The sequence below is a fragment of the Micromonospora sp. NBC_01699 genome (assembly GCF_036250065.1).
Classification (GTDB): domain Bacteria; phylum Actinomycetota; class Actinomycetes; order Mycobacteriales; family Micromonosporaceae; genus Micromonospora_G.
This window is the reverse complement of record NZ_CP109199.1, coordinates 2,365,621-2,389,345: the sequence shown is the minus strand read 5'-3', so window position 1 is coordinate 2,389,345 and position 23,725 is coordinate 2,365,621. Positions and strand designations below refer to the sequence as shown.

Here is a 23,725-nt window from a genome sequence, read left to right as displayed (position 1 = left end):
GCCCGGTCACGGTCCGCCCGCCCGACCGTTCGGCCCCCGGCTGTGCGTACGCCGGGACCGCACCGGCCGGTGCTCCCCCGGTTGCCACCCGCCCGGATCCCGCTCCACCACCGGCGGCTCGACCAGTTCCGGCAGCATCGGGTCGGAATCGACCAACGGTGCGTCGACCAGCGGCGGATCGGCCAGCGGGGCCGGGGCCGGGGCCGGCGTGACGGTCGGGTCGACCAGCGGCAGCGCGGCATAGCCGGCCGGTACGCCGAGCGCGGTCGGCAGCGCCAGCTCGACATACTCGCAGAGCACGTGCGCCGAGACGAGGTGGAGTTCCTGCACCACCTGCGGATCCGGCGACGGTACGGCCAGCACCTCGGCACAGACCTCGGCCAGCGGGTTCGGCACCGGGCCGGTGAACGCCCAGCAGCGCAGCCCCACCTCCCGACCGGCGCGGGCCGCCCGGATCAGGTTCGCGCTGCGGCCACTGGTCGACAGCAGCAGCAGGATGTCGTCGCGGCGGCCGTGCGCCCGTACCTGGCGGGCGAAGACCTCCTCGAAGCCGTAGTCGTTGCCGATCGCGGTCAGCGACGAGGTCTCCGCGCTGAGCGCGATCGCCGACAGCGGCGCCCGGTCCGCCCGCAGCTTGCCGACCAGCTCGGCGGCGAGGTGCTGGGCCTCGGCGGCGCTGCCACCGTTGCCGGCGACCAGCAACCGCCCGCCCCGGGCGAGCAGGTCGGCCAGCTCGTCCCCCCAGCGGGCCAGGTCGCCGGCCACCCGCCGGTACGGCAGCAGGGCCGAGGCCAGACCGGCGAGGTGCGCGTCGATCACCTCGGTGGAGTACGTCATCAGGCCACCACCCCGCTCGGCCGACGCACCTCGCTGACCGCCGTGTAAACGCCGCCGACCTCCGCCGCCGCGCGCCGCCACGAGTACTGCTGGCGGGCCCGGTCCAGGGCCGCCTGGGCGTAGGCGAACCGGCGGGTCCGGTCGGCCAGCAGGTCGGCGATGGCGGCACCGAGCGCCCCCGGATCACGGGGCGGCACCAGGTCACCGGTCCGGCCGTCGACCACCGTGTCGATCAGCCCGCCGACCCTGGTCCCGATCACCGGTACCCCGCAGGCCATCGCCTCCAGCGGGGTCAGCCCGAACGGTTCGTACCAGGGGGCGGCGACCAGCACGTCCGCCGACCGGTACCACCGGGGCATCTCCTCGCGCGGCACGGCGCCGACCAGGCGTACCCGGTCGGCGAGGCCGCACGAGCGGGCCAGCGCCCGAAGCCTGCGGGCCTGCGGGTCCTCGCCGAGCAGTTCCTCCGGCGGCCCGCCGACGATCACACACTCGGCGTCCGGGACGGCGCGCATCGCCCGGATCACGTCCTGGAAGCCCTTGCGTTCCACCAACCGGCCGACGGTCAGCACCCGCGCCCGGCCGGGCTGCCGGTCGGTGACCGGACCGGCCGGGGAGAAGTTCTCCACGTTGACCCCGGACGGCACCACCACCATCCGGTCCTGCGGCACACCCATCCGGACCAGTTCGCGTACCTCGTCCTGGCTCTGCGCGATGACCCGGTCCATCGCCCGGCCCAGCGCCCGCTCGTAACCGATCCGGCGGGCCGGGCTGGTGTCGGCCGCGCCCTGGTGCCGCCGCTTGACCGTGCCCAGCGCGTGGTACGTCTGCACCACCGGCACCCCGGTCTGCCGGCCGGCGGTGATCGCAGCCAGGCCGCTCATCCAGAAGTGCGCGTGCGCGACGTCGGGCACCCAGTCGTCGCGCCGCCACGCCGCGACCAGCCACCGGCTGAACTCCTTCATGTACGGCAGCAGCGCGTCCTTCACGATCGGCTCGGCAGGACCGGCCGGCACGTGCACCACGGCCACCCCGTCCAGCATCCGTACGAGATCGGGCAGGTCGGCGCTGTCCCGCCGGGTGTAGACCCGTACGTCGTGCCCGGCCGCGGCCAGCGCGGCGGAGAGCTCCGCGACGTGCGTGTTCTGCCCACCGGCATCCTCCCCGCCCAGCGTGGCGAGCGGACTGGCGTGCTCCGAGATCATCGCGATCCGCATAGCTCCTCCTGTAGCAGCCGGTCCCAGTCGGTGAGGAAGCGGTCCAGGCCGTACCGGGTCCGGGCGGCCTCCCGGGCCCGGACACCGAGCCGGTGGGCCGCCGCGGGCTGCTCGATCAGGTGGGCCGCCGCCGCCAGGAGGGTGTCGACCCTGGTGGAGAGCGTCCCCGCGTCCGGCGGCACCGCGGCCACCGCCTCGGTCGCGGCGAGTACGACCACCGGCATGCCGATCGACATCGCCTCGATCAGGCTCAGCCCGAGCGAGGTCCACCGGCACAGGTGCAGGTACGCCCGACGCCGGCCGAGTTCGGCCTGCATCCGGCTCTGCGGAAGATCGTCGTGGGTGGTCAGCCGGTCGGCCGGCAGGCCGAGATGGTCACCGAGACCGGCCACCCCCAGGCCGAACACGTCCAGCGGGGCGATCTCGGCGAAGCGCGGCAGCAGGTCGGTGCCGGTGACCCGGCCTCGGCGTACCGGTTCGTTGATCACGACGGCGAGGCGGTCGAGTTCACCGGTGTAGCGCGCGACCGGGTCCACGATGCCGTGTTCGACCACCGTGGTCCGGGTGCCGCCGGTGTCCCAGAACAGCGAGTTGAAGTGGGTGACGTGGGCGATCAGCAGGTCGTCCCGGTCGGCCATCGGGTGCCGGCTGTTCGGCACCGCGCCCTCCTTGGGCGTGTTGTGCTCGACGAAGATCACCGGCAACGCGCCGCCGATCGGGCGGCGCAGCCACTGACCGGCCAGCTCGAACTCCTCCGGCCGTTGCAGGATCACCAGGTCCACGTCGGCGTCCGCGAGTTGCTCCGGGGTCACCTCCTCGACCGTGTCCGGCCAGGGGTACGTGCGGGCCCGGCCCAACCCGTACGGGCCCCGGTCCGGGGTGACCGGCACCAGGTAGCGGTGCTTGCCGTGCACGAAGGACGTGGTCCAGGAGCCGTGCACGTGCCAGAGCAGGATGTTCATAGGGTGCCGCCGGGAACCAGCTCGGTCGCGGCGGTGGCCATGGCGAGCAGCCGGACGGCCTCGACCACGCTGTCCGGTTCCACCCGGGACAGGCACGGGTGGCCGGGCACCGGGCAGCGGGTGGCGCGGGTGTGCCGGCAGCCGGCGGCGGCGTCGCCGAGCCGGACGGTGGGCACCCGGTAGGGCCCCCACTGTCCGAACGAGACGGTCGGGGCGAAGAGGCTGATCACGGGCGTACCCAGGGCCGCGGCGAGGTGCGCGGGCCCGGTGTTGCCGACGACCAGGCACCCGGCGCGGGCGATGATCGCGGCGAGGCCGGTCAGCGAGGTCTGGCCGCCGAGGTCGACACCCGATCGGCCGGCGACCCGCGCGCTCAGCGCCCCCTCGCCCGGCCCCCCGGTGACCACCACCCGGTGTCCGGCATCGGCGAGCGCGGTCACGATCCGGGCACAGATTTCGGGCGGGCAGGCGCGGGCGGCCACCGACGAGCCGGGGTGGACCACCACGTAACCGGGTTCGGCCAGTGCGCCGTCGGTCGGTCCGGTCTCCAGGCACCCGGCGCGCAGCCGGAGCACCGGATCGTCGCCGTCGGGCAGTGGGAAACCGGCCGCCGCGGCGAGCGACAGCGCGCGTTCGGTCTCCGGGATGCCCAACGGCACCCGGTGCCGTACGTCCAGCAGCGAGCCCGGGTAGTCGTCGCTGATCGCCGCGATCCGGCCCACCCCGGCCATCCTCAGCACCAGGGCCAGCGGCAACGCGGACTGGTGGAAGGAGGTGAACAGGACCGCCTCGTCGGCGCCGACCTCGGCGAGCCGACGGGTCAGCCGATCCACTTCGGACCGGTCGACCGGGGTCGGTTGCGGGTCGATCCACGGCAGCGGCCACTCGATCAGCTCGTCGATGCCGGGCAACAGTTCGGCCGCCGCCCGTCCGCGCGGGCCGCAGAGCATCACCACCCGGTCGGCACCGGCCGCCACCGCCCGGATCGCCGGCCCGGTGACCAGCACGTCCCCGGCCGAGTCGGGCCGGGCCACCAGCACGCAGCGCGCTCTCCGCCGACGCGGGCCGGCGCCTCCACCGACCTCGGTGCCCCGGCCAGCCTCGGTGTCGCGACCGGTCCCGGTGCCCCTACCGGCCTCGGTGTCGGGGCCGGCGACGAGTCGTTGTCGACGGAGGATGAGGTCGACCGCGCCCGGCAGGTCACCGGCGACGGCCGGGGCCGAGGCGATCTCCTCGGGGCGGGTCTGCGGGGTCGGGACCAGGATTCCGGCGGCACCGGCGGCACCGGCGGCGGTCATGTCGGCGCCGATGTCTCCGACCAGGACACATCGGTCCGGTGTGGTGCCGAGGGCGCGGGCGGCGTCGGAGACCATGCCGGGTGACGGCTTGCGGCAGCGACAGCCGGCCACCCCGGGGCCCGACTCGGCGTGCGGACAGATCTGCCAGGTGTCGAACGGGCCCAGCAGCTCCTCCACCCGCGCGTTGACCCGTTCCAGGTCGCGCCGGCTGAACCGACCCCTGGCCAGGCCCGACTGGTTGGTGACCACGCCGATCCGCAGGCCGGCGGCGCGCAGCCGGTCGAGCGCCTGCCGGGCGCCCCTGACCGGTCGGACCAGCGCCGGGTCCCCGTTGTACGGCACGTCGTGCACCAACGTGCCGTCCCGGTCGAACAGCACCGCGTCGAACAGCGGCGGTCGGATCGACAATTTAGCCTCAGACAGGATCAATTCGGACGGAATCGGCTCCGGCCGGATCGACTCAGATCGGACCGATTCGGACCGGATCGGCTCCGGTCGGATCGGCTCGACCCGGTCCCGGGCCGGTTCAGGTCGCTCCTGCGCTGGGTCGGCGATCGTGCCGCCTGACCTGCGCTGATGCGGGTCGACCTGATCGTTTCGCACGGGGGGCGGGTTCCCTCGGGTAGGAGGAGTAAACCTGGGTCCCGCCCGGTCGCCGGACCGCCCAGCCCGCCCCCGGCGGCTGCTGCGGCCACTGTGCGCGCTGCTTCTCGCCCACTACGCGCTCCGCACCGGTACCCGCGCCGCCGGCACGCTAACCGCAATCCCCGGATCGAGTGGCGGATCACCGGTGCGACACTCCCGACAACGGGGTCGGATACCTGTTTCGGCCGACCTCGCAGCCGTGGTACGGCGCGTGGCCGTCCCAAAGAATGGTGGTAAACAGGATGTACCCGGATGGCCCGGTGGTCGCGCCGGGGTACCGACGCAACTACCCTCTCCGGTGACCGCTGTCGGCAGAACGAGGATGTCCGTAATGATCGAACCCGTGCAGTTGCCATCCCCGTGGCGGGATGAGCGGCTCACCGTCGTCGTCCCCACCTACAACGAGGCGGGCAACCTGCCTGTGTTGGTCGACCGACTGCTCGCCCTGCCACTGCCGGGTTTGAGCATCCTGATCGCCGACGACAACTCCCCGGACGGGACCGGCGACGTCGCGGACAAGCTCGCGGCCGAGCATCCCGACCGGGTACGGGTGGTGCACCGGCCCGGCAAGGAGGGGCTGGGGCGGGCGTACGTCGACGGGATGACCCGCGCGCTCGACGGCGGCGCGCACTTCGTGGCCCAGATGGACGCCGACCTGTCCCACCCGCCGGAGGCGCTGCCGGGCATGCTCGGCGCACTGCTCGCCACCCAGGCCGGCGTGGTGATCGGCTCACGTTACGTGCCCGGCGGGCAGCTCGACGAGGCGTGGCCGCTGTACCGGCGGGCGCTCAGCGGCTGGGCCAACCTGTACGTACACACCCTGCTGCGGGTGCGGATCCGCGACCTGACCGCCGGGTTCAAGATCTGGCGGGCGGACTCGCTGCGCGCGATCGGGCTGGACCGGGTGCAGTCCAACGGCTACAGCTTCCAGGTCGAGATGCACTACCTGGCCACCAAGCTCGGGCACACCATCCTCGAAGTGCCGATCAGGTTCGAGGAACGTCGGGACGGCCTGTCGAAGATGACCACGGCAACGAAGATCGAGAGCGCGCTGATGCCGTTCAAGCTGCGTACCCGGCACCGCAACATCACTTCTCCGTAACAAAACGCGGCGGCCCCGGTGACGGGCGCGACCGTACGGTGCTCGCCCGTGAGCGGCGGGCACCGCAACCGTGCCGGCCGACGGCGAGCGGCGCGGACCTCGGGGCAATCCCGGCGAAACGGTGTTTGTCACCGTCGGACCGGGGCATCCAGCCCGCCATGTACGAGGTGCAGCAACTCATCGACGGGGTGTGGGGCGCGGGCGGCGATCCGAGCGACGTGCTGATCCTCGATCCGGCCGACGACACCGAGGTCACCCGCGTCCCGGAGGCCACCGAGGCGCACGTGGCGGCGGCGGTCAAGGCGAGCCGGGTCGCCGCCGCCGGCTGGGCCGCCACTCCGGCGGCGGTCCGGGGTGCCACCCTGCACCGGATCGCCGACCTGCTGGAATCCTCCGCCGACCAGCTCGCCGAGGCACAGACCGCCGAAATGGGACGGCCGATCGGGCTGGCCCGTGGCGGCGTCGAGGCCGGCGTCGGCACGCTGCGCCAGTACGCCGAACTCGGCCCGATCCACCGCGGCCAGGCGCTCGCCGGCAACCCGGAGGCGATCGACCTGATGGCGGTCCAGCCGAGGGGCGTGGTCGCGGTGCTGACGCCGTGGAACGACCCGGTGGCGGTCTCCTGCGGCCTGCTCGGCGCCGCCCTGGTCACCGGCAACGCGGTGGTCTGGAAACCGAGCGAACGCAGCCCGGTGAGCGGCTGGCTGCTGGCCCGACTCTTCGCCGCGCACCTGCCGCCGGGCGTGTTGTCGCTGCTCACCGGGGGTGGGCGGGTCGGCGCGGCGCTGGCCGAGCAGGAGGTGGACGTGGTCGCCCACGTCGGTTCCACCGCCACCGGCCGGTCGATCGCCGCGACCTGCGCCCGGACCGGGGCGAAGGCGCTGTTGGAGAACGGCGGCAGCGACCCGCTGGTGGTCGACGACAACGTCGACCCGCGCTGGGCCGCCGAGCAGGCGGCGCTGGGCGCATTCACCAACTCGGGGCAGCTCTGCGTCGCGGTGGAGCGGATCTACGTACTGCGCGGGGTCGCCGACGGGTTCGTGGACGCGCTGGTCGCGCGGGCGCGGGCGCTGCGGGTCGGCCCGGGACGCGACCCGGAGACCGAGATCGGGCCGCTGGTCGACCGCCGGCAGCGGGCCGTGGTCGACACCCAGGTACGGGCCGCGGTCGCGGACGGGGCACGGATACGCGCCGGCGGTTCGGTGCCGGACGGGCCGGGCGCCTTCTACCCGCCCACGGTGCTGGTCGACTGCTCCGACGAGATGGCGGTGATGCGCGAGGAGACCTTCGGCCCGGTCGCACCCGTGCTGGTGGTCGACTCGTTCGACGAGGCCCTGTCGCGGGCGGCACACTCGCCGTACGGGTTGTCGGCGAGCGTACTGACCGGGTCGATGACCCACGCGCAGCAGGCGTGGCGGGAACTGCCGGTCGGCACCGTGAAGATCAACAACGTCTTCGGCGGGGCGCCCGGCGGAGCCGCCCACCCCCGCCGCGGCAGCGGCAGCGGCTTCGGATACGGCCCCGAACTACTAGACGAACTAACCGTAACCAAGGTCGTACACATCACCGCCCCGCCCGACCGCTGGTAACCCCCACCCCAGGACGGGCACCAATACAGAGATTGAGTGGCTATCCGCGCGCGGATAGCCACTCAGTTCTCTACAGGTGCGGGGTCCCGTTCGGGCGGCGCGGGGCTAGCTCTTTCGCGCCTGGGCGGTTTGGCGGGTGTTCATCTTCTGGATCGCGCCCACCAGTTCGGACTTGTTCATCCGGGAGCGGCCGGGGACGTCGAGTTTCTTTGCCACCTGCATCAGGTGGTCCTTTGAGGCGTTGGCGTCGACGCCACCGGCGGTCGGTGCACGGCGGGCCGGACCACCACCGGCGGCCTGCTCGTCGCTCGGGCCCCGGCGGCCCTTCTGCTCCCAGTGGTCGCCGACCTTCTCGAACGAGTGCTTCACCGCCGCGTACGCCGTCCGGTGTGCCCGTTCGCCCTCGCCGTACGTCTCCACCGCCGAATCGTGCGTCTTCGCCCAGGTGTCCTGGGCCTTGTCCGGCGAACGTCGCAGCGTACTCGGAAGCACCTCACGTCCCGGCATGGTCATCCTCCTCTGGCTCCGAGCCGGTTCGCACCGGCCCCGAACTGTCGTCGGCCAACCCTCACTCTTCCCGCCACCGTCGCCGACAAACGCATTTGCCCAGCTCAGCGGCGGCTCGACGGCGTTTCGGTTTACCGCCGGAGCGTCGGGGTAGCGCATAGGACATGGACCGGGGCAGCAGCAAACACGGACCGCGGCTCGACGACGAGATGAGCCGGGAGGTGGCCAGTACGGTGCACAACACCGCCGGCTCCCGAGCCGAGGAGTGGCGCGAACCGGAGCCGTCCGGCGAGGACCAACCGGGCTCGACCAGGGCGCCGACCGCCGACACCCGCTCGGGCGCACCGGCCGGCATGACCTCGGTCGAGGTCGAGGAGCGCAGCCGGCTGGGCCGCTTCATCAGCCTGTCGGCGCTGCCCGGCGACCGGGCGGCGTTACGCCGAAGCGCGGAGGAGAACGAGGCACCGGACGAGATACTCGCCCAGTTGGACCAACTCCCCCCGGACACCGAGTTCCGTACGGTTTCCGAGGTGTGGGCGGTACTCGGGCATCCGAACGAGACGCAGCGCTGGTGACCTGCCCCGCCGCGTACGCGCGGTGGCGGTGGTTTCCGGCAGACGAGGGAAGGAAGTCAGTCAGATGAGTGCGGTAACCGAAACCGTGGACGTGGCCGTCCCCGTACGGACCGCGTACGACCAGTGGACCCAGTTCGAGGACTTTCCCCGCTTCATGGAGGGAGTCGAGGAGGTCCGCCAGGTCTCCGACACCATGACCCACTGGAAGGTCGGGATCGTCGGGGTCGAACGCGAGTTCGACGCCCGGATCACCGAGCAGCTACCCGACGAGCGGGTGGCGTGGACCTCCACGAACGGCACCCACCAGGCGGGTGTGGTGACCTTCCACCGGCTCGACGAGGGACACACCCGGGTCACCCTGCAACTCGACTTCGACCCGCAGGGGTTGACCGAGAAGGCCGGCGACAAGCTCGGCATGGTCGACCGCCGGATCAAGGGCGACATGCAGCGGTTCAAGAACTTCATCGAGGCCCGCAGCGGCGTCGAGACCGGCGCCTGGCGCGGCAAGGTGGACCGGCCGCAGCCGTAGTGCGGCAGTCGTACCGGACCGGTGCCCGTCGGGATCTCCCGGCGGGCACCACCGGTTTGCCGCACCACCCGCCGGGTACGGCCAGAGCATGACCGACAACGACAGCTCCGTCTGGCGGGACGACGAACGGCTACCCCTGCGCGACCTGGAGCGCGCGATGGGCGCCTCCACCGGTGACGGCCAGGTGGACGACACGACCGGCAACGACGCGGGCGCGGAGTCGGCGTACGGCCACGGCGCCGAGGCGGCCGACGGACGGCCGAGCGCCGAGGTGGACCGGGAGGAGATGACCGACCCGGATCGGGCCTACCGGCCGTCGACCACCGGGCGCAACGGTCCGCACTGATCAGACCTCCGACAACCGGCCGGCGGTGGCACGGCCCCGGCGGGCGGAGCCGAGGTGGAGACCGAGCAGGAGCAGCGATAAGACCACCAGCGACGGGCCGAGCGTCTCCACCCCGAACCGGCTGATCAGCACCCCGATCCCGGCCGGGAGCAGGGCGCCGCCGAGGCCGGCGGCGCCGATCTGCAACCCGATGGTCCGATCCGCGTGCTGGGCACCGACCCGGTCGGCGGTGGTCAGGGTGAGCAGCGGGAAGACCGGGGCCGCGGCGAAGCCGATGATGGCCAGGCCGGTCACCGCCAGCGCGCCCGGACCGGGTACGGCGACCAGCGCCGCGCCCACCACCATCCCGATCAGGCTGCCCCGCAGCACCGCCGCGCTGCCCAGCCGCTCGGCGACCAGCCCCTGCACCACCCGGCCCAGGAACAGGCTGCCCCAGTAGACCGACACGCAGATGCCCGCCACCGTCGCGCTGATTCCCCGCCCCTGGGTGAGCAGCAGGAAGGCCCAGAGGCCGGCGCCGACCTCGACGCCCACGTAGACGGCGAACGCGAGGGCACCGGTCCAGACCGCCGGCAGGGCCAGGGTGGCGGCGATCCGTACCCGCTCCGGCGCGGCGATCGGCTCGGCCGCCCCGGAATCGTCCGGGGCCGGCGTACGGGTCCACGCCCGTACGGTCAGCACGAACGCGAGGGCGAGCAGGACCTGTGCGCTGGCGACGATCCCGTACCCCCAGCGCCAGGAGAGTCCCGCCCCGATCGCACTCGTCATGATCAGGGGGCCGAGCGCCACGCCGAGCCCGAAGAACGCGTGCAGCCAGTTCATGTGGCGCGGCCCGAAGGCGCTCGCCGCGTACGCGTTGAGCCCGGAGTCGACCGCCCCGGAGCCCAGCCCCAGCACCAACGCGCTCACGATCATCACGGTCAGTACGGGCGCCAGCGCGTAGCCGGTCAGGGCGAGGCTGGCCAGCGCGGTGCTGCCGGCGAGCAGCCAGCCGACACCCACCCGGGCGAGGGTGAAGCCGGCCGCGACGCTCGACGTGAGGTAGCCGATGGTGCCCGCGGTGAGCAGGAGCCCGACCGCCTCGGTCGGCACCCCGAAGGTCGCGCGGATCGACGGCCAGCCGACGCCGAGCAGGCCGTCGGGCAGGCCGAGGCTGACGAAGGCCAGATAGGCCAGAATGAGCAGGGCGGGGCGGGGGCGGTTGGACACGTCTGGCGATCCTTCCCGATCCCCGGCCGGTACCGCCACCCGGAATATCCGCAACCGGAGTATTACCACTTCCCGGACGGCCACCACCAGAGCCCTCTAAACCGGACAGCTCCTCCAGAATCGGCCGAACGGACTACGGGCGAACGGGTAAACACCCGGCAGAATTCTTCAGATGCATGAACGCTCCGGTCTCTTCTCCGCGCGTCAACGCCGCTGGGCCTGGTTCGGCTTCCTGTTGACCGCACTCCAGGCCCCGGTGGCCGCCCAGGTCCTACCCGATGCCTCCTGGCTGTTCAGCATCGTGGTGGCGCTGATGGTGGCCACGGTCATCCTCGCCGACGACGCCATGCGCCGCCGGCCGGCCGAGGCCAGTCCCGCGGAGTAGCCCCTACCGGGGCGGTTCGTCGCCGCCGCCGTTCGGCCACTCCGGGGCCGGTGCGAGCAGGTCGGACGGGTAACCGGCGAGTCCCTCCGTGATCGGAGCGGGCCGGTAGGCGGGTGCGGCCTCCGTCGTCGGCGGGACCGACGTCAGCCCCTCCGGCAACGGCTCATAGGGGGCCAGCCCGGCCGGCGCAGCCTCGTAGCCAGCGGCCAGCCCGCTCGGCGCGGGCTCGTAGCTACTGCTCAGACCGGTCGGCACGGGTTCGTAGGTGGTCAGTCGGTCCGGGGCCGGTGAGGTGGGCACGTCGGCGAACGTGGGGTCGGCCACCGTAGGGGCGGCCGGCGGCGGCGGGACCGGCGCCCGACCGGCGACGACCGGTTCGACGTACGCCGAACCGAGGTCCGCCCTTGGATACGCCTCGCCGCGCGCGCGGCGCTGCCGCGCCTCGCCGGCGACCCGGCGCAGCCACTGCTCCCAGCGCACCCGCATCGGGCCGACCAGTCCCCCGCCGATCCCGACGACCAGGATGCCGGCGACGGTGGCCAGCAGCGCGACGAGCACCGGCACGGTCACCGCCCGCGCCACCCCGGTCTGCACGAACGCGGCGATCACACCGAGCCCGATGACCAGCAGCGAGACCACGTCGGCCAGCAACCGGCCGTAGGACACCCGGCCCAGCGCGTCGGTGATCAGATCGTGCACGGCGTTGCCGATCACCACCGACACCGCCACCACCACCAGCGCGACGAACGCCTGCGGCAACCAGCCGACCACGGCTTCGACCAGGTCATGGGCCGGGTTCGGACCCCAGATCGCGAACGCCAGCCGCAGGGTGAACAGCAGCAGCAGGTAGTACGCCAACCGGGCGACCACGGTCGCCGGCCGGTACCGGGTACGCGCCACCAGCCGCCCCAGACCGCCACGCTGGACGACCTGGTCGAACCCGAACCGGTCGAGCAGCCTGATGGCCAGCCGCAGGACGAACCGGGCCAGCAGCCAACCGAGCATCAGGATGCCGGCGCAGCCGATCAGGCGGGGCACGAACAGCAGCATCGAATTCCAGACCTCGGTCAACTCGGTGCCGACGTCGACCCGCCGTACCGCCAAGATTGCGGGCATGGCGTCCCTCCCGTCACCCGGACCACCGCTGCCCGCGTACCCGGACGGACGTGGTTCATTCCGGACCCGGCGGCGCCGTACGGCGGCCCGCGTCACGGGGTGTCCCCGATCCGGTGGAAACGCCGGGAACCGCCCGCCGGCCCGTTGATCGACGTCGGTGTCGTGCCGGCCGGCTAGGCTGCTGGCATGCCAGGCTCGGTCGGGCGGATTCCCGCTCCCCCCTCGCGGCGGACCGGTCTGTCTCCGACGCCGGAATCGTCCCGGCAGCCCGACGCCGGAATCCGGTGGGCGGACACGCCCCTGGGCCCGGCCGACCGGTGGGACCCGGCCCTGCGCGCGGTGGTCGACCTGGTGCTCTCCTCACCCGTGCCGATGACCCTCGCCTACGGCGACGACCTCGCGTTGATCTACAACGACGGCTACGCCGAGCTGCTCGGCGGCAGGCACCCGGAGGCGTTCGGCCGCCCGGCCGCCGAGGTCTTCGCCGCGATCTGGCACCTGACCGGGGTCGGCGACGAGATCGAACGGGTCTACCGGACCGGCACGAGCTACCTGGAGAAGGAAGGCCAGCTGCCGGTGGTGCCCGCCGAGCCGGAGCAGACCGACCAGGTGGTGCTCACCCGTGGCTACTCACCGGTCCGGGACGGGCACGGGCGGATCATCGGCGTGCTGATCATCGTGGTCGAGACCACCCAGGTGACCCGACGCCTACAGAGCCTGAGCGAGCTGGCCACCGCGCTGTCCGGCACGCTCACCCTGGACGACGTCGCGCGGGCCGCGCTGCGCTACGCCCTGGAGTCGTTCGACGCCGACCAGGTCGCGTTCGCCGTCGATGACGACGGCGGCGGCTGGCGCGGCGTACGGCGGGTCCGGGGCGAGCTGCTCGACGAGGCCGACGAGCGGCTGCCGCCGCTGTGGCGCGGTTACCCGACCGAGTCCCCCGCCCCGCTGATCGGCACCGCCGTCGCCGGCACGGCACGCTACTGGAGCGAGGGGCAGCCGCTGCTGCCGACCGCCACCGACCGGCACGACGAGAAGGTCCAGGCGCTGGCCGCGCTGCCGCTGCGTACGCCGTCGCTGCGCGGGGCGCTGACGATCGGCTACCGCACCCCCCACCCGTGGTCCCCGGCCGAACGGGCACTGCTCACCGCCGCGGCGGAACTGGTGGCGCAGGCCGCCGAGCGGGCCCGCCGGTTCGAGAACCAGCACGGCACCGCCCAGCTCCTGCAACGCAGCATGCTGCCGGAACAGCTTCCCGACCTGCCGAGGTTGCGCCTGGCCGCCCGCTACGACGCCGGGGTCGACGGCAACGCCGCCGGTGGCGACTTCTACGACGCCTTCCGGCTCAGCGGCGGGCGGCTGGCGGTGGTCCTCGGTGACGTCGCCGGGCACGACGTGCACGCCGCCGCGCTGATGGGCCAGGTCCGGGCCGCGCTGCGGGCGCTGGCGCTCAGCGACCCGGATCCGGCGGCGGTGCTGTCCGGGCTCGACCGGCTGGTGGGGAGCCTGGGCACCGAGGCCCGCCGGGACGAGCTGTTCGTCACCGTGGTCTACGGGGTGATCGAACCCGGAACCGGCCTGATGACGCTGGCCAGCGCCGGTCACCCGGCCCCGCTGCTGCGCCGCGCCCCGGTCGGTGAGCCGGTCAGCGCCGAGTATCTACCGGTGCATCCGGGAGTGCCGCTGGGCCTGGTTGGTCACCGCCCGACCAGCACCGTGCCGTTCCTGCCCGGCGACACGCTGCTGCTGTTCAGCGACGGGGTGGTGGAGCGGCGGCAGCAGAGCCTGACCGACGGGTTCGCCGCGCTCGCCAGCGCGGTCGCGGCCGCCGCCGGCGGCGATCCGCGTACGCTCTGCGCGGTGGCCAGCGCGGCGGTGCCGGGTTCGAGCGAGGACGACGCCGCGGTGCTGGCGGTGGAGCACGCGCTGACACCCAGCCGCTCGGCCTCGCTGGAGATGCCGGCCGAGCCGACCGCGCCGGGGCGGGTCCGGCAATGGCTGACCGCCCAGCTCACCGCCTGGCAGGTGGCCGAGTCGGTGATCGGCGCGGCGGTGCTCTGCACCAGCGAGCTGACCACCAACGCGCTGCTGCACGCCGGCACGGCGGCCCGGGTGGAGATCGACCTCAGCCCGGAGCGGCTGCTGGTGTCGGTGGCCGACCAGGGCACCCGGGGCACGGTGACCCGGGCCCGTACCGACACCCTGAGCAGCCGGGGCCGGGGGCTCGGGCTGATCGAACAGCTCAGTGACGCGTGGGGCACCGACCCGACCGTACGCGGATCGACCGTCTGGTTCGAGATACTGATCGCGGAGGGTAACCCCGACGTACACAGGTAGGTGGCATGGAGACCGACAGACCCGCCGGGGTGTTGTTCGACGTCGACGGCACCCTCGTCGACACCGCCTATCTGCACGCGGTGAGCTGGTGGGAAGCGCTGCGTCAGGCCGGCCAGGAGATCCCGATGGCGGCGATCCACCGGGCTCTCGGGATGGGCGCCGAACGACTGCTGCAACACCTGCTCGGCCCGGAACGGGACCGGGAGGCCGACGAGCGGATCCGGTACGCCCACGACAGCCTGTTCGCCGAGTTCTGGGACCGGCTGCGTCCGCTGCCCGGCGCGTCGGAACTGCTCCGGGCCTGTTCCGCCCGCGGACTACGGGTGGTGCTGGCCACCTCGGCGACCGAACGTGAACTCGACGCGATCCGGGCCGCGCTGCTCGCCGACGACGTGATCGGCGGCATCATCTCGATTACCGGTACGGCCGGGCCCGGCTCGGAGCCCGACCTGCTGGCCGCCGCGCTGGACCATGCCGGACTGGATCGCGCTCGGGTCGTCCTCGTCGGCGACTCGATCTGGGACGTCGCCGCCGCCGGCCACCTGGACATCCCGTGCATCGGGCTGACCTGCGGCGGCACCTGCCGCAGCGAACTCGCCGGGGCCGGGGCGGCCGCCGTCTTCGACGACCCGGCGGCCCTGCTGGCCGGACTCGCGGACTCCCCGGTCGCCGCCCTCGCCTGACCGGGCGGGTTGGCTCCCGGTCACCAGTCCACGTGCAGGCGTACGGTGGTCGAGTCGTCGGTGGTGTGCACGTGGACCAGGTCGCAGAGGTGGTTGACCAGCAGCAGCCCCCGCCCCTGTTCGCTGGTGGGCGAGGCGGGCAGCCGTCCGGCGAGCCGGTCGGTGAGCACGCTGGTACCGATCACCTCGCTGACCATGCCGGTCGGCCCGGCCCAGACCCGCAGCACCGCCGGCTCACCACCGTGCACGACCGCGTTCGTGGCGATCTCGTTCGTGGCCAGCCGCAGGTCGTCGACCCGGTCCGGGGCGAGACCGGCCTCGGTGGCCAGCGCGGCGACCAGGGCCCGCATGCCGGCCATCCCGGCCCGGTTGAACAGCAGGGTGGACGGGGTCAGCGGCGGCTCGGGCAGCGGCAGGTTGAACGCGTCGACCACCGCCTCCGGGCTGCCGTAGCCGGCGCTGCTCTGACGTACCCCGGCCCGGATCAGCACCGGATGGGTGCTGGCCGCGTCGGCGATCACGTCCACGTCCAACCCCACCGCGTCGTACGGGCACAGGACGTCGACCGGCTGGTCGCCCAGGGCCAGGTTGACCAGCGCCTCGTGCTGCACACACCGGGGGTACGCCGCAGCCGCCCGGCCCGGCCAGATCGGCTCGACCACGACCCGTACCCGGCTGTCCGGGTGCTCGGCGAGGAAGGCGTACAGGATGCCGGGGATGATCCAGCCGGGGTTGCGCCCGGCGCTGGCCATGTCGACGTACCGGACCCCGGTGCCGTCGCCGGGCACCGCGTCGCGGAGCAGGTCGAGCCGGGGTTCGGGGACGACTACCAGGACCGGTTCGGCCTGCGCCAGCCCCGCCTCGACGAACCCGCGTACGCCGCCGAGGTAGTCGTCGTCACCGCGGTAGAACATCGCCTCGTGGCGCAGGGCACCGGATCGGGGCACGGCTCGCGGCACAATGGTCATCTGTCGTACCACCGGCTCAAGACGTACCTCCCCGTCGTCCGCTCCTCCGGTTGGCACCCTACGCGCGGCGGTTCGGCCACCGCACGTGGAGATCGGATAGCCGTCTCTCGTCCGAAGGAGTGACCCGTGCCGAAAATTACGCACCGCTACCAGCTGACCCTCACCTGGACCGGGAACCTGGGCACCGGCACCGCCGAGTACCGGGGCTACAGCCGCGCGCACGAGGTCACCGCGCCCGGCGTACCGCCGCTGCTCGGCTCGGCCGACCCGATGTTCCGGGGCGCGGCCGACCGGTGGAATCCCGAACAGTTGCTGGTAGCCGCCCTGTCCCAGTGCCACCTGCTGGCGTACCTGCACGTCTGCGCCGACGCGGGAGTGGTGGTCACCAACTATGTCGACCACCCGGAAGGGCTGCTCGCCAGGACCTCCGGCGGCGGCGGACACTTCACCGAGGTGACCCTTCACCCCACGGTGACCGTCGCCGCCCCGGACCAACTCGACCAGGCGCGAGAGCTGCACACCGAGGCCAACCGCCAGTGCTTCATCGCCAACTCGGTCAACTTCCCCGTACGCCACCAACCACTCACCCTCCCCCCATCCCCGCTCGCCCCGCTCGCGTAGAGAAAGAGTGGCTATCCCGTCGCGGATAACCACTCTTTCTCTACATTAGTGCGGATCTTGGGGTGGGGGTGGAGTTAGGGGAGGGTCCAGCGTTGGGCGGCGGTGGCGTTGCAGTCGTAGATCTGGAGTTGGACTCCGTTGGTGAGGCTGGAGGCGGGGATGTCCAGGCAGCGGCCGGACTGCGGGTTGCGCAGGCTGCCGTCGGCCTGGGCGGTCCACTGCTGGGCGCCGCTGGCGTTGCACGTCCAGAGGTGGATCTTCGTCCCGTTGATCAGCCCACTGGCCTGTACGTCCAGGCACTTGCCGAGACCCCGGATGGTGCCGTCGGTGCCGACCGTCCAGCGCTGGTTGGTCGCACCGTTGCAGTCCCAGGTCTGAACCCGGGTCCCGTCGGCGGTGCCGCTGGCGTTGATGTCGATGCACTTGTTCAACGCCTTGATCTCACCGGTGCGGGGACCGCTGGGTCCGCCGGTGCCGATGCCGGGCCCGACGAAGGTGTAGCTGTCGATGTCCAGGATCGCCCCGCCACCGCCGGTGAAGACCAGGAACAGGTCGTGCAGTCCGTCGTTGGGGCGGGTCACCGGGGCGGTGACCTCGGTGTAGTTGTCCCAGCCGCCGGTGTTCGGCACGGTCACCCTGGCCACCTCCGGGCCGGTGGTCGAGTCGTACCGGAAGGAGATCGTGCCGGTCGCGCCGCTGCCGTTGCTGACCCGCGCCTTGACCGAGTCGATGCCCTTGAGGCTGACCGCGTGGTGCTTGACCCACTCGCCGTTCTGGATGTCACCGAGCCGCTTGCCGCCCTCGGCGGCGGCCTGGTTGATCACCTGCGGGCCATTGAGCTGTACGTAGTGCTCGGCCTGCCACTGCTTGGGCCACAGGGTGATGGTCTGTTCCCCGGTCAGCGGCACCGAACCGGTCGCGCCCTGGTCGGTGTAGGTGGCCCGGACGACGAAGAAGAGCACCGAGTCGGGGCCGGCGTGCACCGGGCCGGTGTTGAAGGTGGCGCTGCAACCGGTCCCCTCGCCCTCCTCGTGAGCGTGGTCCTGGTGGCCGAGCGCGACCCGGATGATGACCCGGGAGCAGTCGATCGCCCCCTCCTGCGGGTCGGTGGCCGAGGCGGTGACGGTGAAGTTCTGGCCCCAGTCGAACATGCCGCCGGCCGGGATGGCGCCGATGGTCACGCTCGGCCGGCTGTTGCCGACGACGATCGGGACCAGGGTGGTGGCGGATCGGCCGGTGCCGTCGCTGACCGTGAGCCGGGCCCGCTTGTCGCCGTTGGTGGTGTACGTGTACGACGGGTTCGCGGCGGTGGAGTCGGTGGTGCCGTTGTTGTCGAAGTCCCAGGCGAAGGTGATCGGGTCGCCGTCCGGGTCGGAGCTGCCGGCGCTGGAGAAGGTGACCGCCAGCGGGGCCGGGCCGTTGTCCCGGTTGACGCTCGCCTGGGCGATCGGTGACCGGCCGCCCTGCACGTAGTTGATTTTGTAGAGGCCGGCATCGGCCGCACCGGAGAAGTAGCCGCTGCCGTATTCGAGCAGGTAGAGCGAGCCGTCGGGGCCGAACTCCATGTCGATCGGGTGGACCAGGTTCATCCCGGCGAGCACCGGTTCGATCAGGGTCGGGGTGCCGGTCGACGGGTTGCCGTTGTTGAACTGGACCTCCTTGATCCAGTTGCGGCAGTACTCGGAGATGAGCAGCTTGTTGTCGTAGTACTGCGGCCACTTGACGTCCGAGACCAGGTTCGGGTCGTAGTGGTAGACCTCGGTGTGGTTGGGCGAGCCGCAGCCGCCGGGGTTGTCCAGGGCGGGCCACTCCCGGCTGCCGCCGTGCTGCTCCCAGACCAGTGCCGGCTTGGTCGGCGGCAACTGCTGGATGCCGGTGTTGCGGGGCGAGTTGTTGACCGGTCCGGTGGTGCCACCGCAGGGGAACCAGCCGCGCGGCGCGTTGGCCGCGAAGTCCCAGTCGTTGTACGCGACGTTCGGCCCACCGCAGTACGGCCAGCCGTAGTTGCCCGGCCCGGTGGCCCGGTTGAACTCGTCGTACGCGGCCGGTCCCCGGTTGGCGAGGGTGGCTCCGGCGTCCGGGCCGACCTCGCCCCAGTAGAGGGTGTTGCCGGCGCGCTTGTCGACCCAGATCCGGTACGGGTTCCGGGTGCCCATGATGTACACCTCGGGGCGGGTACCGGTGGTGCCGGCGGGGAACAGGTTCCCGCTCGGGACGGTGTAGGTGCCGTTGTTCTCCGGGTGGATCCGGTTAATCTTGCCACGGAGGTCGTTGGCGTTGCCCGAGGTGCGCTGGGCGTCGTACTGGGCGTTGCGGGAGGTGCGCTCGTCGATCGGGGCCATGCCGGCGCTGTCGCCGCCGGAGTTGGTGTTGTCGCCGACGGCGAAGTAGAGGTTCCCGTTGCTGTCCCAGCTCATCGAGCCGGCGGAGTGGCAGCAGAGTTCCCGCTCGGTCGGCCACTCGATGAGCATGTCCTCGCTGGCCGGGTCGAGCACGTTCGTGGTGGTGTTGAAGGTGAACCGGGAGATCCGGTTGACCAGCGGGGTCACCTTCGGCGAGTAGAACAGGTAGACCCACCGGTTGGTGGCGAAGCTCGGGTGCAGGGTGATGCCGATCAGGCCGTCCTCGAACCGGGCGTCGAGTTGCACGGTGAGCGCGACGGTGGTGACCCTCGTGGTGGGGTTGTAGAGCCGTACCTGGCCGCCGCCGGCGGTGGTGCCCCGGTTGATGTAGAGCACCTTGCCGTCGGGGAGCACGGACAGCTCGATCGGTTCGCCCATGGACAGGCCGCCGTCGAGCTTGACCTTCTCGAAGCCGGCGGTGGGCGGCGGCGCCGCGGCGACCACCGGGGCCGCCTGCGCGGCAGCGTTCACTGCCGGCTGTACGGCTGCCGGCTGCACAACCGCTGGCCCGACGGCTGCGGGAGCGGCGGCGGCCGGAGCTGTCCAGCCGCCCAGTCCGAGCACTGTGGACAGAGCGATGGCGCCGACCAGTGGCCGGCGGGGAATGCGTAACACGAGACCTCCATGGAACGTAAGGGCGATCTCGGTGCCGCTCCCGCCGACCGGAGGAGACACCGCAGTGAGCAGACATTAGCGTCTTTCACTGCGATAGCCCAGAAGTTTCCACCCTGTAACCAAAAGTTGGCGCACGATCGACAGAAGTCGACCCTCCACAGCGGGTCCGGGCTCGAACAACACGGGCACCACAGCAACGAATGTCGCTGCACCCGGACACAGGGTCTTCACATGGGCGTTACACCGCCGGTACGGTGGTCGATATCCGTGGGAGCGCTTCCATCCAAGGCTCTCGATACCACTTCCCGCCGGAAAGGAACCCGCATGCGCAGACGATCAGCGCTCACCGCGGTCGGAGCCAGCACCGCCGCGCTGACGCTCGCCGTCGCCGCCATCGTCGGCCTCGACCTGCTGCACCCCAGGACCGCAGCCGCCGCCGACTCGGTCTTCTACGTCGACCCGAACACCAACGCGGCCACCTGGGCCGCCGCCAACCCCGGCGACTCGCGCGCCGCCGTGATCCGGGACCGGATCGCCAGCGTGCCGCAGGGCCGCTGGTTCGCCACCTACAACCCCACCGCCGTACGCGCCCAGGTCGACTCCTTCGTCGGCGCCGCCGCTGCCGCCGGCAAGATTCCGATCCTGGTCGTCTACAACATCCCGAACCGGGACTGTAGTGGCGCCAGCAGTGGCGGCGCCCCCAACCACACCGCCTACCGCCAGTGGGTGGACCAGGTGGCGCTCGGCCTGGCCGGCCGCCCGGCCAGCATCGTCCTGGAGCCCGACGTACTGGCCCAGATGAGCAGCTGCCAGAACGCCGGCCAGCAGGCCGAGACCCGAGCCTCGATGGCGTACGCGGGCAAGCAGCTCAAGGCGGCCTCGGCCCAGGCCAAGGTCTACTTCGACGCGGCTCACTCGGCCTGGCTCGCCCCCGCCGAGATGGCCAACCGGCTGGTCGGCGCGGACATCGCCAACAGCGCGGACGGCATCTCGATCAACGTCTCGAACTACCGCACCACCGCCGAGTCCGTCGCGTACGGCAAGAACGTCATCGCGGCCACCGGGATCTCCCGACTGAAGATCGTGGTGGACACCAGCCGCAACGGCAACGGACCGGCCGGCGGCGAGTGGTGCGACCCGCCGGGGCGGGCGATCGGCACCGCCAGCACCAACAACACCGGTGACGCGGCGGTCGACGCCCTGTTCTGGATCAAGCTGCCGGGCGAGGCGGACGGCTGCATCGCCGGCGCCGGACAGTTCGTCCCGCAGCGGGCGTACGACCTGGCGATCGCGGCCGGGCCGGTCCCCACCACCCCGCCGGCCACCACCCCGCCCGCGACCACCCCACCGCCCACCACCCCGCCGGCCACCACTCCCCCGGCGACCACCCCGCCCGCGACCACCCCACCGGCCACGACACCACCGGCCGGCGGTTGCCGGGTCGCCTACGTGCCGAACGTGTGGAGCGGCGGCTTCACCGCCGACGTCCGACTGACCAACGGCAGCACCGCGGTCAGCAGTTGGACGCTCACCTTCACCGTCGGCTCGACCGTACGGCTCAGCAACGGCTGGAACGGCACCTGGAGCCAGTCGGGCAGCCAGCTCACCGTCCGCAACGCCGCGTGGAACGGCAGCCTGCCGGCCGGCGGCACCACCACCGTCGGTTTCCAGGGCACCCACACCGGCACCCTGCCCGCGCCGACCGCCTTCGCCCTCAACGGCACCGCCTGCACCAGCTGACCCCCACCCAGCTGGTACCGGAGCCCCGCGCCACGCTCATCCGGCGCGGGGCTCCCGCACGTCGGCACGGACGGGACGCCGGGGACCAAACCGGACCGGCGCCCATCGGCCGGTGGGTACGGGTTAGCGCCGTACCGGGGCGGGAAACCGGGGCGTTGACGAAGGAGGCAGCTGATGACCACACCCATGTCCTCCAGTGGGCGGGCAGCGATACCGGGCCTGCTCGGTGGTGGCGCCAACCTGCCACCCGGTCCGGCCGGTGGAGTGGGTATGCCGGGCGCTGGCGGCAATACCCGTCCGACCGTGACCATGGCGTCGTACCCGGACTACTCCGGGGCACAACAGGCGGTCGACTTTCTCGCCGACAACCGGTTCCCGGTGGAACGTACCGCCATCATCGGCACCAACCTGGCGCTGGTGGAGACGGTGCTGGGGCGCCTGACGACGGCACGGGCCGCCGTGGCGGGGCTGGCCACCGGTGCCTGGTTCGGGCTGTTCATCGGGCTCCTGTTCGGCATCTTCACCGTCGGCAACTGGTGGGCCGTGATCGTCGCCGGACTGCTGATCGGTGCCGCCTGGGGCGCGATCTTCGGCGCCATCGCGCACGCCAGCACCGGCGGCCGACGCGACTTCACCTCGGCGGCCACCCTGCGCGCCCGTGAGTACGCGGTCACCGTCGACGCCGACCTCGCCGACCAGGCCCGGCAGGTGTTGAGCCGGATGAACTGGCAACCGGCCACCGGCTGACAGAAGTCGTACCGGGGCCCCTCGTCACCTTCCGGGAGCGGTGCCGAGGGGCTCACGCGTACCTCAGCTCGCCGGCCTCGATCGGGGCGGTCACCCGGTTCTCGGTCGGGGCGAGCGGGCACGCCCAGCGGTCGTCGTAGGCGCAGCTCGGGTTGTAGCCGTAGTTGAAGTCGAGGCGGAGCCGGTCGCCGGGCAGCACGGTGACCCCCCGCCCGAAGGTGCCCTTGACCGTGTCGGTCAGATAACGGCCACCACCGTACGAGTCGGGCCCGCAGGTGCCGTCCCGGTACGGCAGGAACAGGCCGCCGCCGTACGCCTCGATCCACCAGAGGGTCAGCGGACCCCACGGCGTCTGCGCGACCCCGACCCGGCGGTACCGGACGACCCCGTCGGGCCCGCCGGTGTCGATTCGCAGCTGGCCCTCGGCCGGGCGCACCGCGACCTCGACCACGGCCTCGGGATTCTCGGGGAAGTACCGCAGACCGGTGAACTCCGGCCGTTCGTCGGCCGGGATCGGTGACTGCGGATGCCGGGCGAACAACCCGTCCCGAGCGGTCCGGAAGCCGGTCAGGTCCAGGTCGGAGAGGTAGAGCCGGGCCACCCGCTCACGCCAGTCGCTGAGATCAAGTTCGTCCACCCGGCCCAGGCTAGCCCGCTGGCGGCGGTCGGGTCAGGCGTCCGTGGCCAACCGGCCGTGGATGTGTTCATCGTGACGCTGCTGGTCGCCGTACCGGTACGACTCGCGCAGGGTGCCCTCCAGCAGGTAACCCGCCTTCTGCGCCACCCGGCAGGAGGAGGCGTTGGCGACGGCGTGGCACAGTTCGATCCGGTGCAGGCTCAACCGCTGGAACGCCCAGCCGGTCACCGTGGCGACGGCGAGCGCGGCCAGGCCGCGTCCGCGTACCGGGGCGAGGGTCCAGTACCCGATCGAGCCGGCACCGTCGAAGATCCGGTGCAGCGAGACCGAGCCGAGTAACTCCCCGGTCGACGGTTCGGCCATCGCGAACGAGGCGTGGTCCCCGCCGGACCAGTCGGCCCGGCGCCGGACCCACTCCCGTGCGCCTTCGAGGCCGGCGGCGGCGCTCGGCGCGGCGTTCCACCGGGCGATCGCCGGCTCGCGCATGGCCGCCATGACCTCGGGCGCGTCCTGCGCGCGCCACGGACGCAGCAACAGACCGGGTACGGATATCTGCAACGGCTCCACGGTCGTGCAGTCTCCCACCCCGAACCGGGCGCGACCTCGCATTTCTCGTACGGACACGGAGATCGGGTTGCCGGCACCGAGCCACCCGATC

General features: G+C 72.3%; 22 protein-coding genes. 11 read left to right on the top strand and 11 right to left on the bottom strand.

The features are described 5' to 3' along the window. Positions 1-6: 6 nt before the first annotated feature. From OG792_RS10740 to OG792_RS10725, 4 genes are read right to left on the bottom strand one after another with little or no spacing between them, the layout of a single operon-like run. Positions 7-837 (bottom strand): D-sedoheptulose-7-phosphate isomerase, encoded by an 831-nt coding sequence (locus tag OG792_RS10740; protein WP_329109178.1) that lies wholly within the window; start codon positions 835-837, stop codon positions 7-9. After that, a complete protein-coding gene (locus OG792_RS10735) occupies positions 837-2,054 on the bottom strand; it encodes a glycosyltransferase (protein ID WP_329109177.1) in 1,218 nt (405 codons plus the stop codon). The genes OG792_RS10740 and OG792_RS10735 overlap by 1 nt, the downstream gene beginning before the upstream one ends. Beyond that, the gene (locus OG792_RS10730; protein WP_329109176.1) at positions 2,039-3,016 is read right to left on the bottom strand and encodes a glycosyltransferase; all 978 of its coding nucleotides are present in this window, start codon (positions 3,014-3,016) and stop codon (positions 2,039-2,041) included. Before OG792_RS10730 ends, OG792_RS10735 begins: the two co-directional genes overlap by 16 nt. Next, on the bottom strand, positions 3,013-4,722 hold the full coding sequence (locus OG792_RS10725; RefSeq protein ID WP_329109175.1) for an HAD-IIIA family hydrolase: 1,710 nt from the start codon (positions 4,720-4,722) through the stop codon (positions 3,013-3,015). The genes OG792_RS10730 and OG792_RS10725 overlap by 4 nt, the downstream gene beginning before the upstream one ends. 568 nt (positions 4,723-5,290) lie before the next feature. Between OG792_RS10725 and OG792_RS10720 the strand changes: the two genes are divergently transcribed. Beyond that, positions 5,291-6,061 carry a polyprenol monophosphomannose synthase gene (locus OG792_RS10720; RefSeq protein WP_329109174.1) on the top strand — a complete coding sequence of 257 codons (771 nt, stop codon included), beginning with the start codon at positions 5,291-5,293 and terminating at the stop codon, positions 6,059-6,061. A 158-nt stretch (positions 6,062-6,219) separates the two neighbouring features. Beyond that, a complete protein-coding gene (locus tag OG792_RS10715) occupies positions 6,220-7,650 on the top strand; it encodes an aldehyde dehydrogenase family protein (RefSeq protein WP_329109173.1) in 1,431 nt (476 codons plus the stop codon). Between the two features lie 105 nt (positions 7,651-7,755). On the opposite strand, the gene OG792_RS10710 is transcribed toward OG792_RS10715, so the two are convergent. Then, positions 7,756-8,157: a ChaB family protein gene (locus OG792_RS10710; protein WP_329109172.1), complete on the bottom strand. Its 402-nt coding sequence runs from the start codon at positions 8,155-8,157 to the stop codon at positions 7,756-7,758. Between the two features lie 164 nt (positions 8,158-8,321). Between OG792_RS10710 and OG792_RS10705 the strand changes: the two genes are divergently transcribed. From OG792_RS10705 to OG792_RS10695, 3 genes are all read left to right on the top strand, one after another. Further along, positions 8,322-8,732 (top strand): DUF2795 domain-containing protein, encoded by a 411-nt coding sequence (locus OG792_RS10705; protein ID WP_329109171.1) that lies wholly within the window; start codon positions 8,322-8,324, stop codon positions 8,730-8,732. Positions 8,733-8,796: 64 nt separating this feature from the next. Then, positions 8,797-9,261 carry an SRPBCC family protein gene (locus OG792_RS10700; protein WP_329109170.1) on the top strand — a complete coding sequence of 155 codons (465 nt, stop codon included), beginning with the start codon at positions 8,797-8,799 and terminating at the stop codon, positions 9,259-9,261. A gap of 88 nt (positions 9,262-9,349) precedes the next feature. Further along, on the top strand, positions 9,350-9,607 hold the full coding sequence (locus OG792_RS10695) for a hypothetical protein (RefSeq protein ID WP_329109168.1): 258 nt from the start codon (positions 9,350-9,352) through the stop codon (positions 9,605-9,607). Here the strand turns inward: OG792_RS10695 and OG792_RS10690 are convergent, their stop codons facing one another. Beyond that, positions 9,608-10,816 carry an MFS transporter gene (locus OG792_RS10690; RefSeq protein ID WP_329109167.1) on the bottom strand — a complete coding sequence of 403 codons (1,209 nt, stop codon included), beginning with the start codon at positions 10,814-10,816 and terminating at the stop codon, positions 9,608-9,610. Between the two features lie 172 nt (positions 10,817-10,988). Between OG792_RS10690 and OG792_RS10685 the strand changes: the two genes are divergently transcribed. Further along, entirely contained in the window at positions 10,989-11,201 is a 213-nt protein-coding gene (locus OG792_RS10685) for a hypothetical protein (protein ID WP_329109165.1), read from the top strand. Positions 11,202-11,204: 3 nt separating this feature from the next. Here OG792_RS10685 and OG792_RS10680 read toward each other — a convergent pair whose 3' ends face one another. Next, positions 11,205-12,317, bottom strand: a complete 1,113-nt coding sequence (locus OG792_RS10680) for a mechanosensitive ion channel family protein (protein WP_329109164.1) — start codon at positions 12,315-12,317, stop codon at positions 11,205-11,207. Positions 12,318-12,503: 186 nt separating this feature from the next. On the opposite strand from OG792_RS10680, the gene OG792_RS10675 reads away from it, so the two are divergent. Together OG792_RS10675 and OG792_RS10670 are read left to right on the top strand one after the other, a co-directional pair. Then, positions 12,504-14,654, top strand: coding sequence for an ATP-binding SpoIIE family protein phosphatase (locus tag OG792_RS10675; protein WP_329109163.1), 2,151 nt, complete (start codon positions 12,504-12,506; stop codon positions 14,652-14,654). Between the two features lie 5 nt (positions 14,655-14,659). Next, positions 14,660-15,337, top strand: coding sequence for an HAD family hydrolase (locus OG792_RS10670; protein ID WP_329109162.1), 678 nt, complete (start codon positions 14,660-14,662; stop codon positions 15,335-15,337). A 20-nt stretch (positions 15,338-15,357) separates the two neighbouring features. On the opposite strand, the gene OG792_RS10665 is transcribed toward OG792_RS10670, so the two are convergent. Then, complete coding sequence (locus OG792_RS10665; protein ID WP_329109161.1) at positions 15,358-16,305, bottom strand: sensor histidine kinase; 948 nt, start codon at positions 16,303-16,305, stop codon at positions 15,358-15,360. A gap of 126 nt (positions 16,306-16,431) precedes the next feature. Between OG792_RS10665 and OG792_RS10660 the strand changes: the two genes are divergently transcribed. Then, entirely contained in the window at positions 16,432-16,926 is a 495-nt protein-coding gene (locus OG792_RS10660; RefSeq protein WP_329109159.1) for an OsmC family protein, read from the top strand. A gap of 74 nt (positions 16,927-17,000) precedes the next feature. Here the strand turns inward: OG792_RS10660 and OG792_RS10655 are convergent, their stop codons facing one another. Then, the gene (locus tag OG792_RS10655; RefSeq protein ID WP_329109157.1) at positions 17,001-19,943 is read right to left on the bottom strand and encodes a carbohydrate-binding protein; all 2,943 of its coding nucleotides are present in this window, start codon (positions 19,941-19,943) and stop codon (positions 17,001-17,003) included. 324 nt (positions 19,944-20,267) lie between these two features. On the opposite strand from OG792_RS10655, the gene OG792_RS10650 reads away from it, so the two are divergent. Together OG792_RS10650 and OG792_RS10645 are read left to right on the top strand one after the other, a co-directional pair. Further along, positions 20,268-21,683: a glycoside hydrolase family 6 protein gene (locus OG792_RS10650; protein WP_329109155.1), complete on the top strand. Its 1,416-nt coding sequence runs from the start codon at positions 20,268-20,270 to the stop codon at positions 21,681-21,683. Between the two features lie 186 nt (positions 21,684-21,869). After that, the gene (locus tag OG792_RS10645) at positions 21,870-22,430 is read left to right on the top strand and encodes a general stress protein (RefSeq protein WP_442932460.1); all 561 of its coding nucleotides are present in this window, start codon (positions 21,870-21,872) and stop codon (positions 22,428-22,430) included. Between the two features lie 52 nt (positions 22,431-22,482). Here OG792_RS10645 and OG792_RS10640 read toward each other — a convergent pair whose 3' ends face one another. Next, entirely contained in the window at positions 22,483-23,067 is a 585-nt protein-coding gene (locus OG792_RS10640; protein WP_329109152.1) for a DUF1684 domain-containing protein, read from the bottom strand. A gap of 33 nt (positions 23,068-23,100) precedes the next feature. Further along, the gene (locus tag OG792_RS10635; protein WP_329109151.1) at positions 23,101-23,676 is read right to left on the bottom strand and encodes a GNAT family N-acetyltransferase; all 576 of its coding nucleotides are present in this window, start codon (positions 23,674-23,676) and stop codon (positions 23,101-23,103) included. Between the last annotated feature and the right edge of the window lie 49 nt (positions 23,677-23,725).

Bases quoted from the DNA above. Each gene is read 5' to 3' on its own strand.
- OG792_RS10635 (WP_329109151.1), bottom strand. From the start codon at position 23,676: ATGCGAGGTCGCGCCCGGTTCGGGGTGGGAGACTGCACGACCGTGGAG.
- OG792_RS10665 (WP_329109161.1), bottom strand. From the start codon at position 16,305: ATGACCATTGTGCCGCGAGCCGTGCCCCGATCCGGTGCCCTGCGCCAC.
- OG792_RS10675 (WP_329109163.1), top strand. From the start codon at position 12,504: ATGCCAGGCTCGGTCGGGCGGATTCCCGCTCCCCCCTCGCGGCGGACC.
- OG792_RS10700 (WP_329109170.1), top strand. From the start codon at position 8,797: ATGAGTGCGGTAACCGAAACCGTGGACGTGGCCGTCCCCGTACGGACC.
- OG792_RS10740 (WP_329109178.1), bottom strand. From the start codon at position 837: ATGACGTACTCCACCGAGGTGATCGACGCGCACCTCGCCGGTCTGGCC.
- OG792_RS10645 (WP_442932460.1), top strand. From the start codon at position 21,870: ATGTCCTCCAGTGGGCGGGCAGCGATACCGGGCCTGCTCGGTGGTGGC.
- OG792_RS10670 (WP_329109162.1), top strand. From the start codon at position 14,660: ATGGAGACCGACAGACCCGCCGGGGTGTTGTTCGACGTCGACGGCACC.
- OG792_RS10720 (WP_329109174.1), top strand. From the start codon at position 5,291: ATGATCGAACCCGTGCAGTTGCCATCCCCGTGGCGGGATGAGCGGCTC.
- OG792_RS10680 (WP_329109164.1), bottom strand. From the start codon at position 12,317: ATGCCCGCAATCTTGGCGGTACGGCGGGTCGACGTCGGCACCGAGTTG.
- OG792_RS10715 (WP_329109173.1), top strand. From the start codon at position 6,220: ATGTACGAGGTGCAGCAACTCATCGACGGGGTGTGGGGCGCGGGCGGC.
- OG792_RS10735 (WP_329109177.1), bottom strand. From the start codon at position 2,054: ATGCGGATCGCGATGATCTCGGAGCACGCCAGTCCGCTCGCCACGCTG.
- OG792_RS10710 (WP_329109172.1), bottom strand. From the start codon at position 8,157: ATGCCGGGACGTGAGGTGCTTCCGAGTACGCTGCGACGTTCGCCGGAC.
- OG792_RS10695 (WP_329109168.1), top strand. From the start codon at position 9,350: ATGACCGACAACGACAGCTCCGTCTGGCGGGACGACGAACGGCTACCC.
- OG792_RS10650 (WP_329109155.1), top strand. From the start codon at position 20,268: ATGCGCAGACGATCAGCGCTCACCGCGGTCGGAGCCAGCACCGCCGCG.
- OG792_RS10685 (WP_329109165.1), top strand. From the start codon at position 10,989: ATGCATGAACGCTCCGGTCTCTTCTCCGCGCGTCAACGCCGCTGGGCC.
- OG792_RS10705 (WP_329109171.1), top strand. From the start codon at position 8,322: ATGGACCGGGGCAGCAGCAAACACGGACCGCGGCTCGACGACGAGATG.
- OG792_RS10730 (WP_329109176.1), bottom strand. From the start codon at position 3,016: ATGAACATCCTGCTCTGGCACGTGCACGGCTCCTGGACCACGTCCTTC.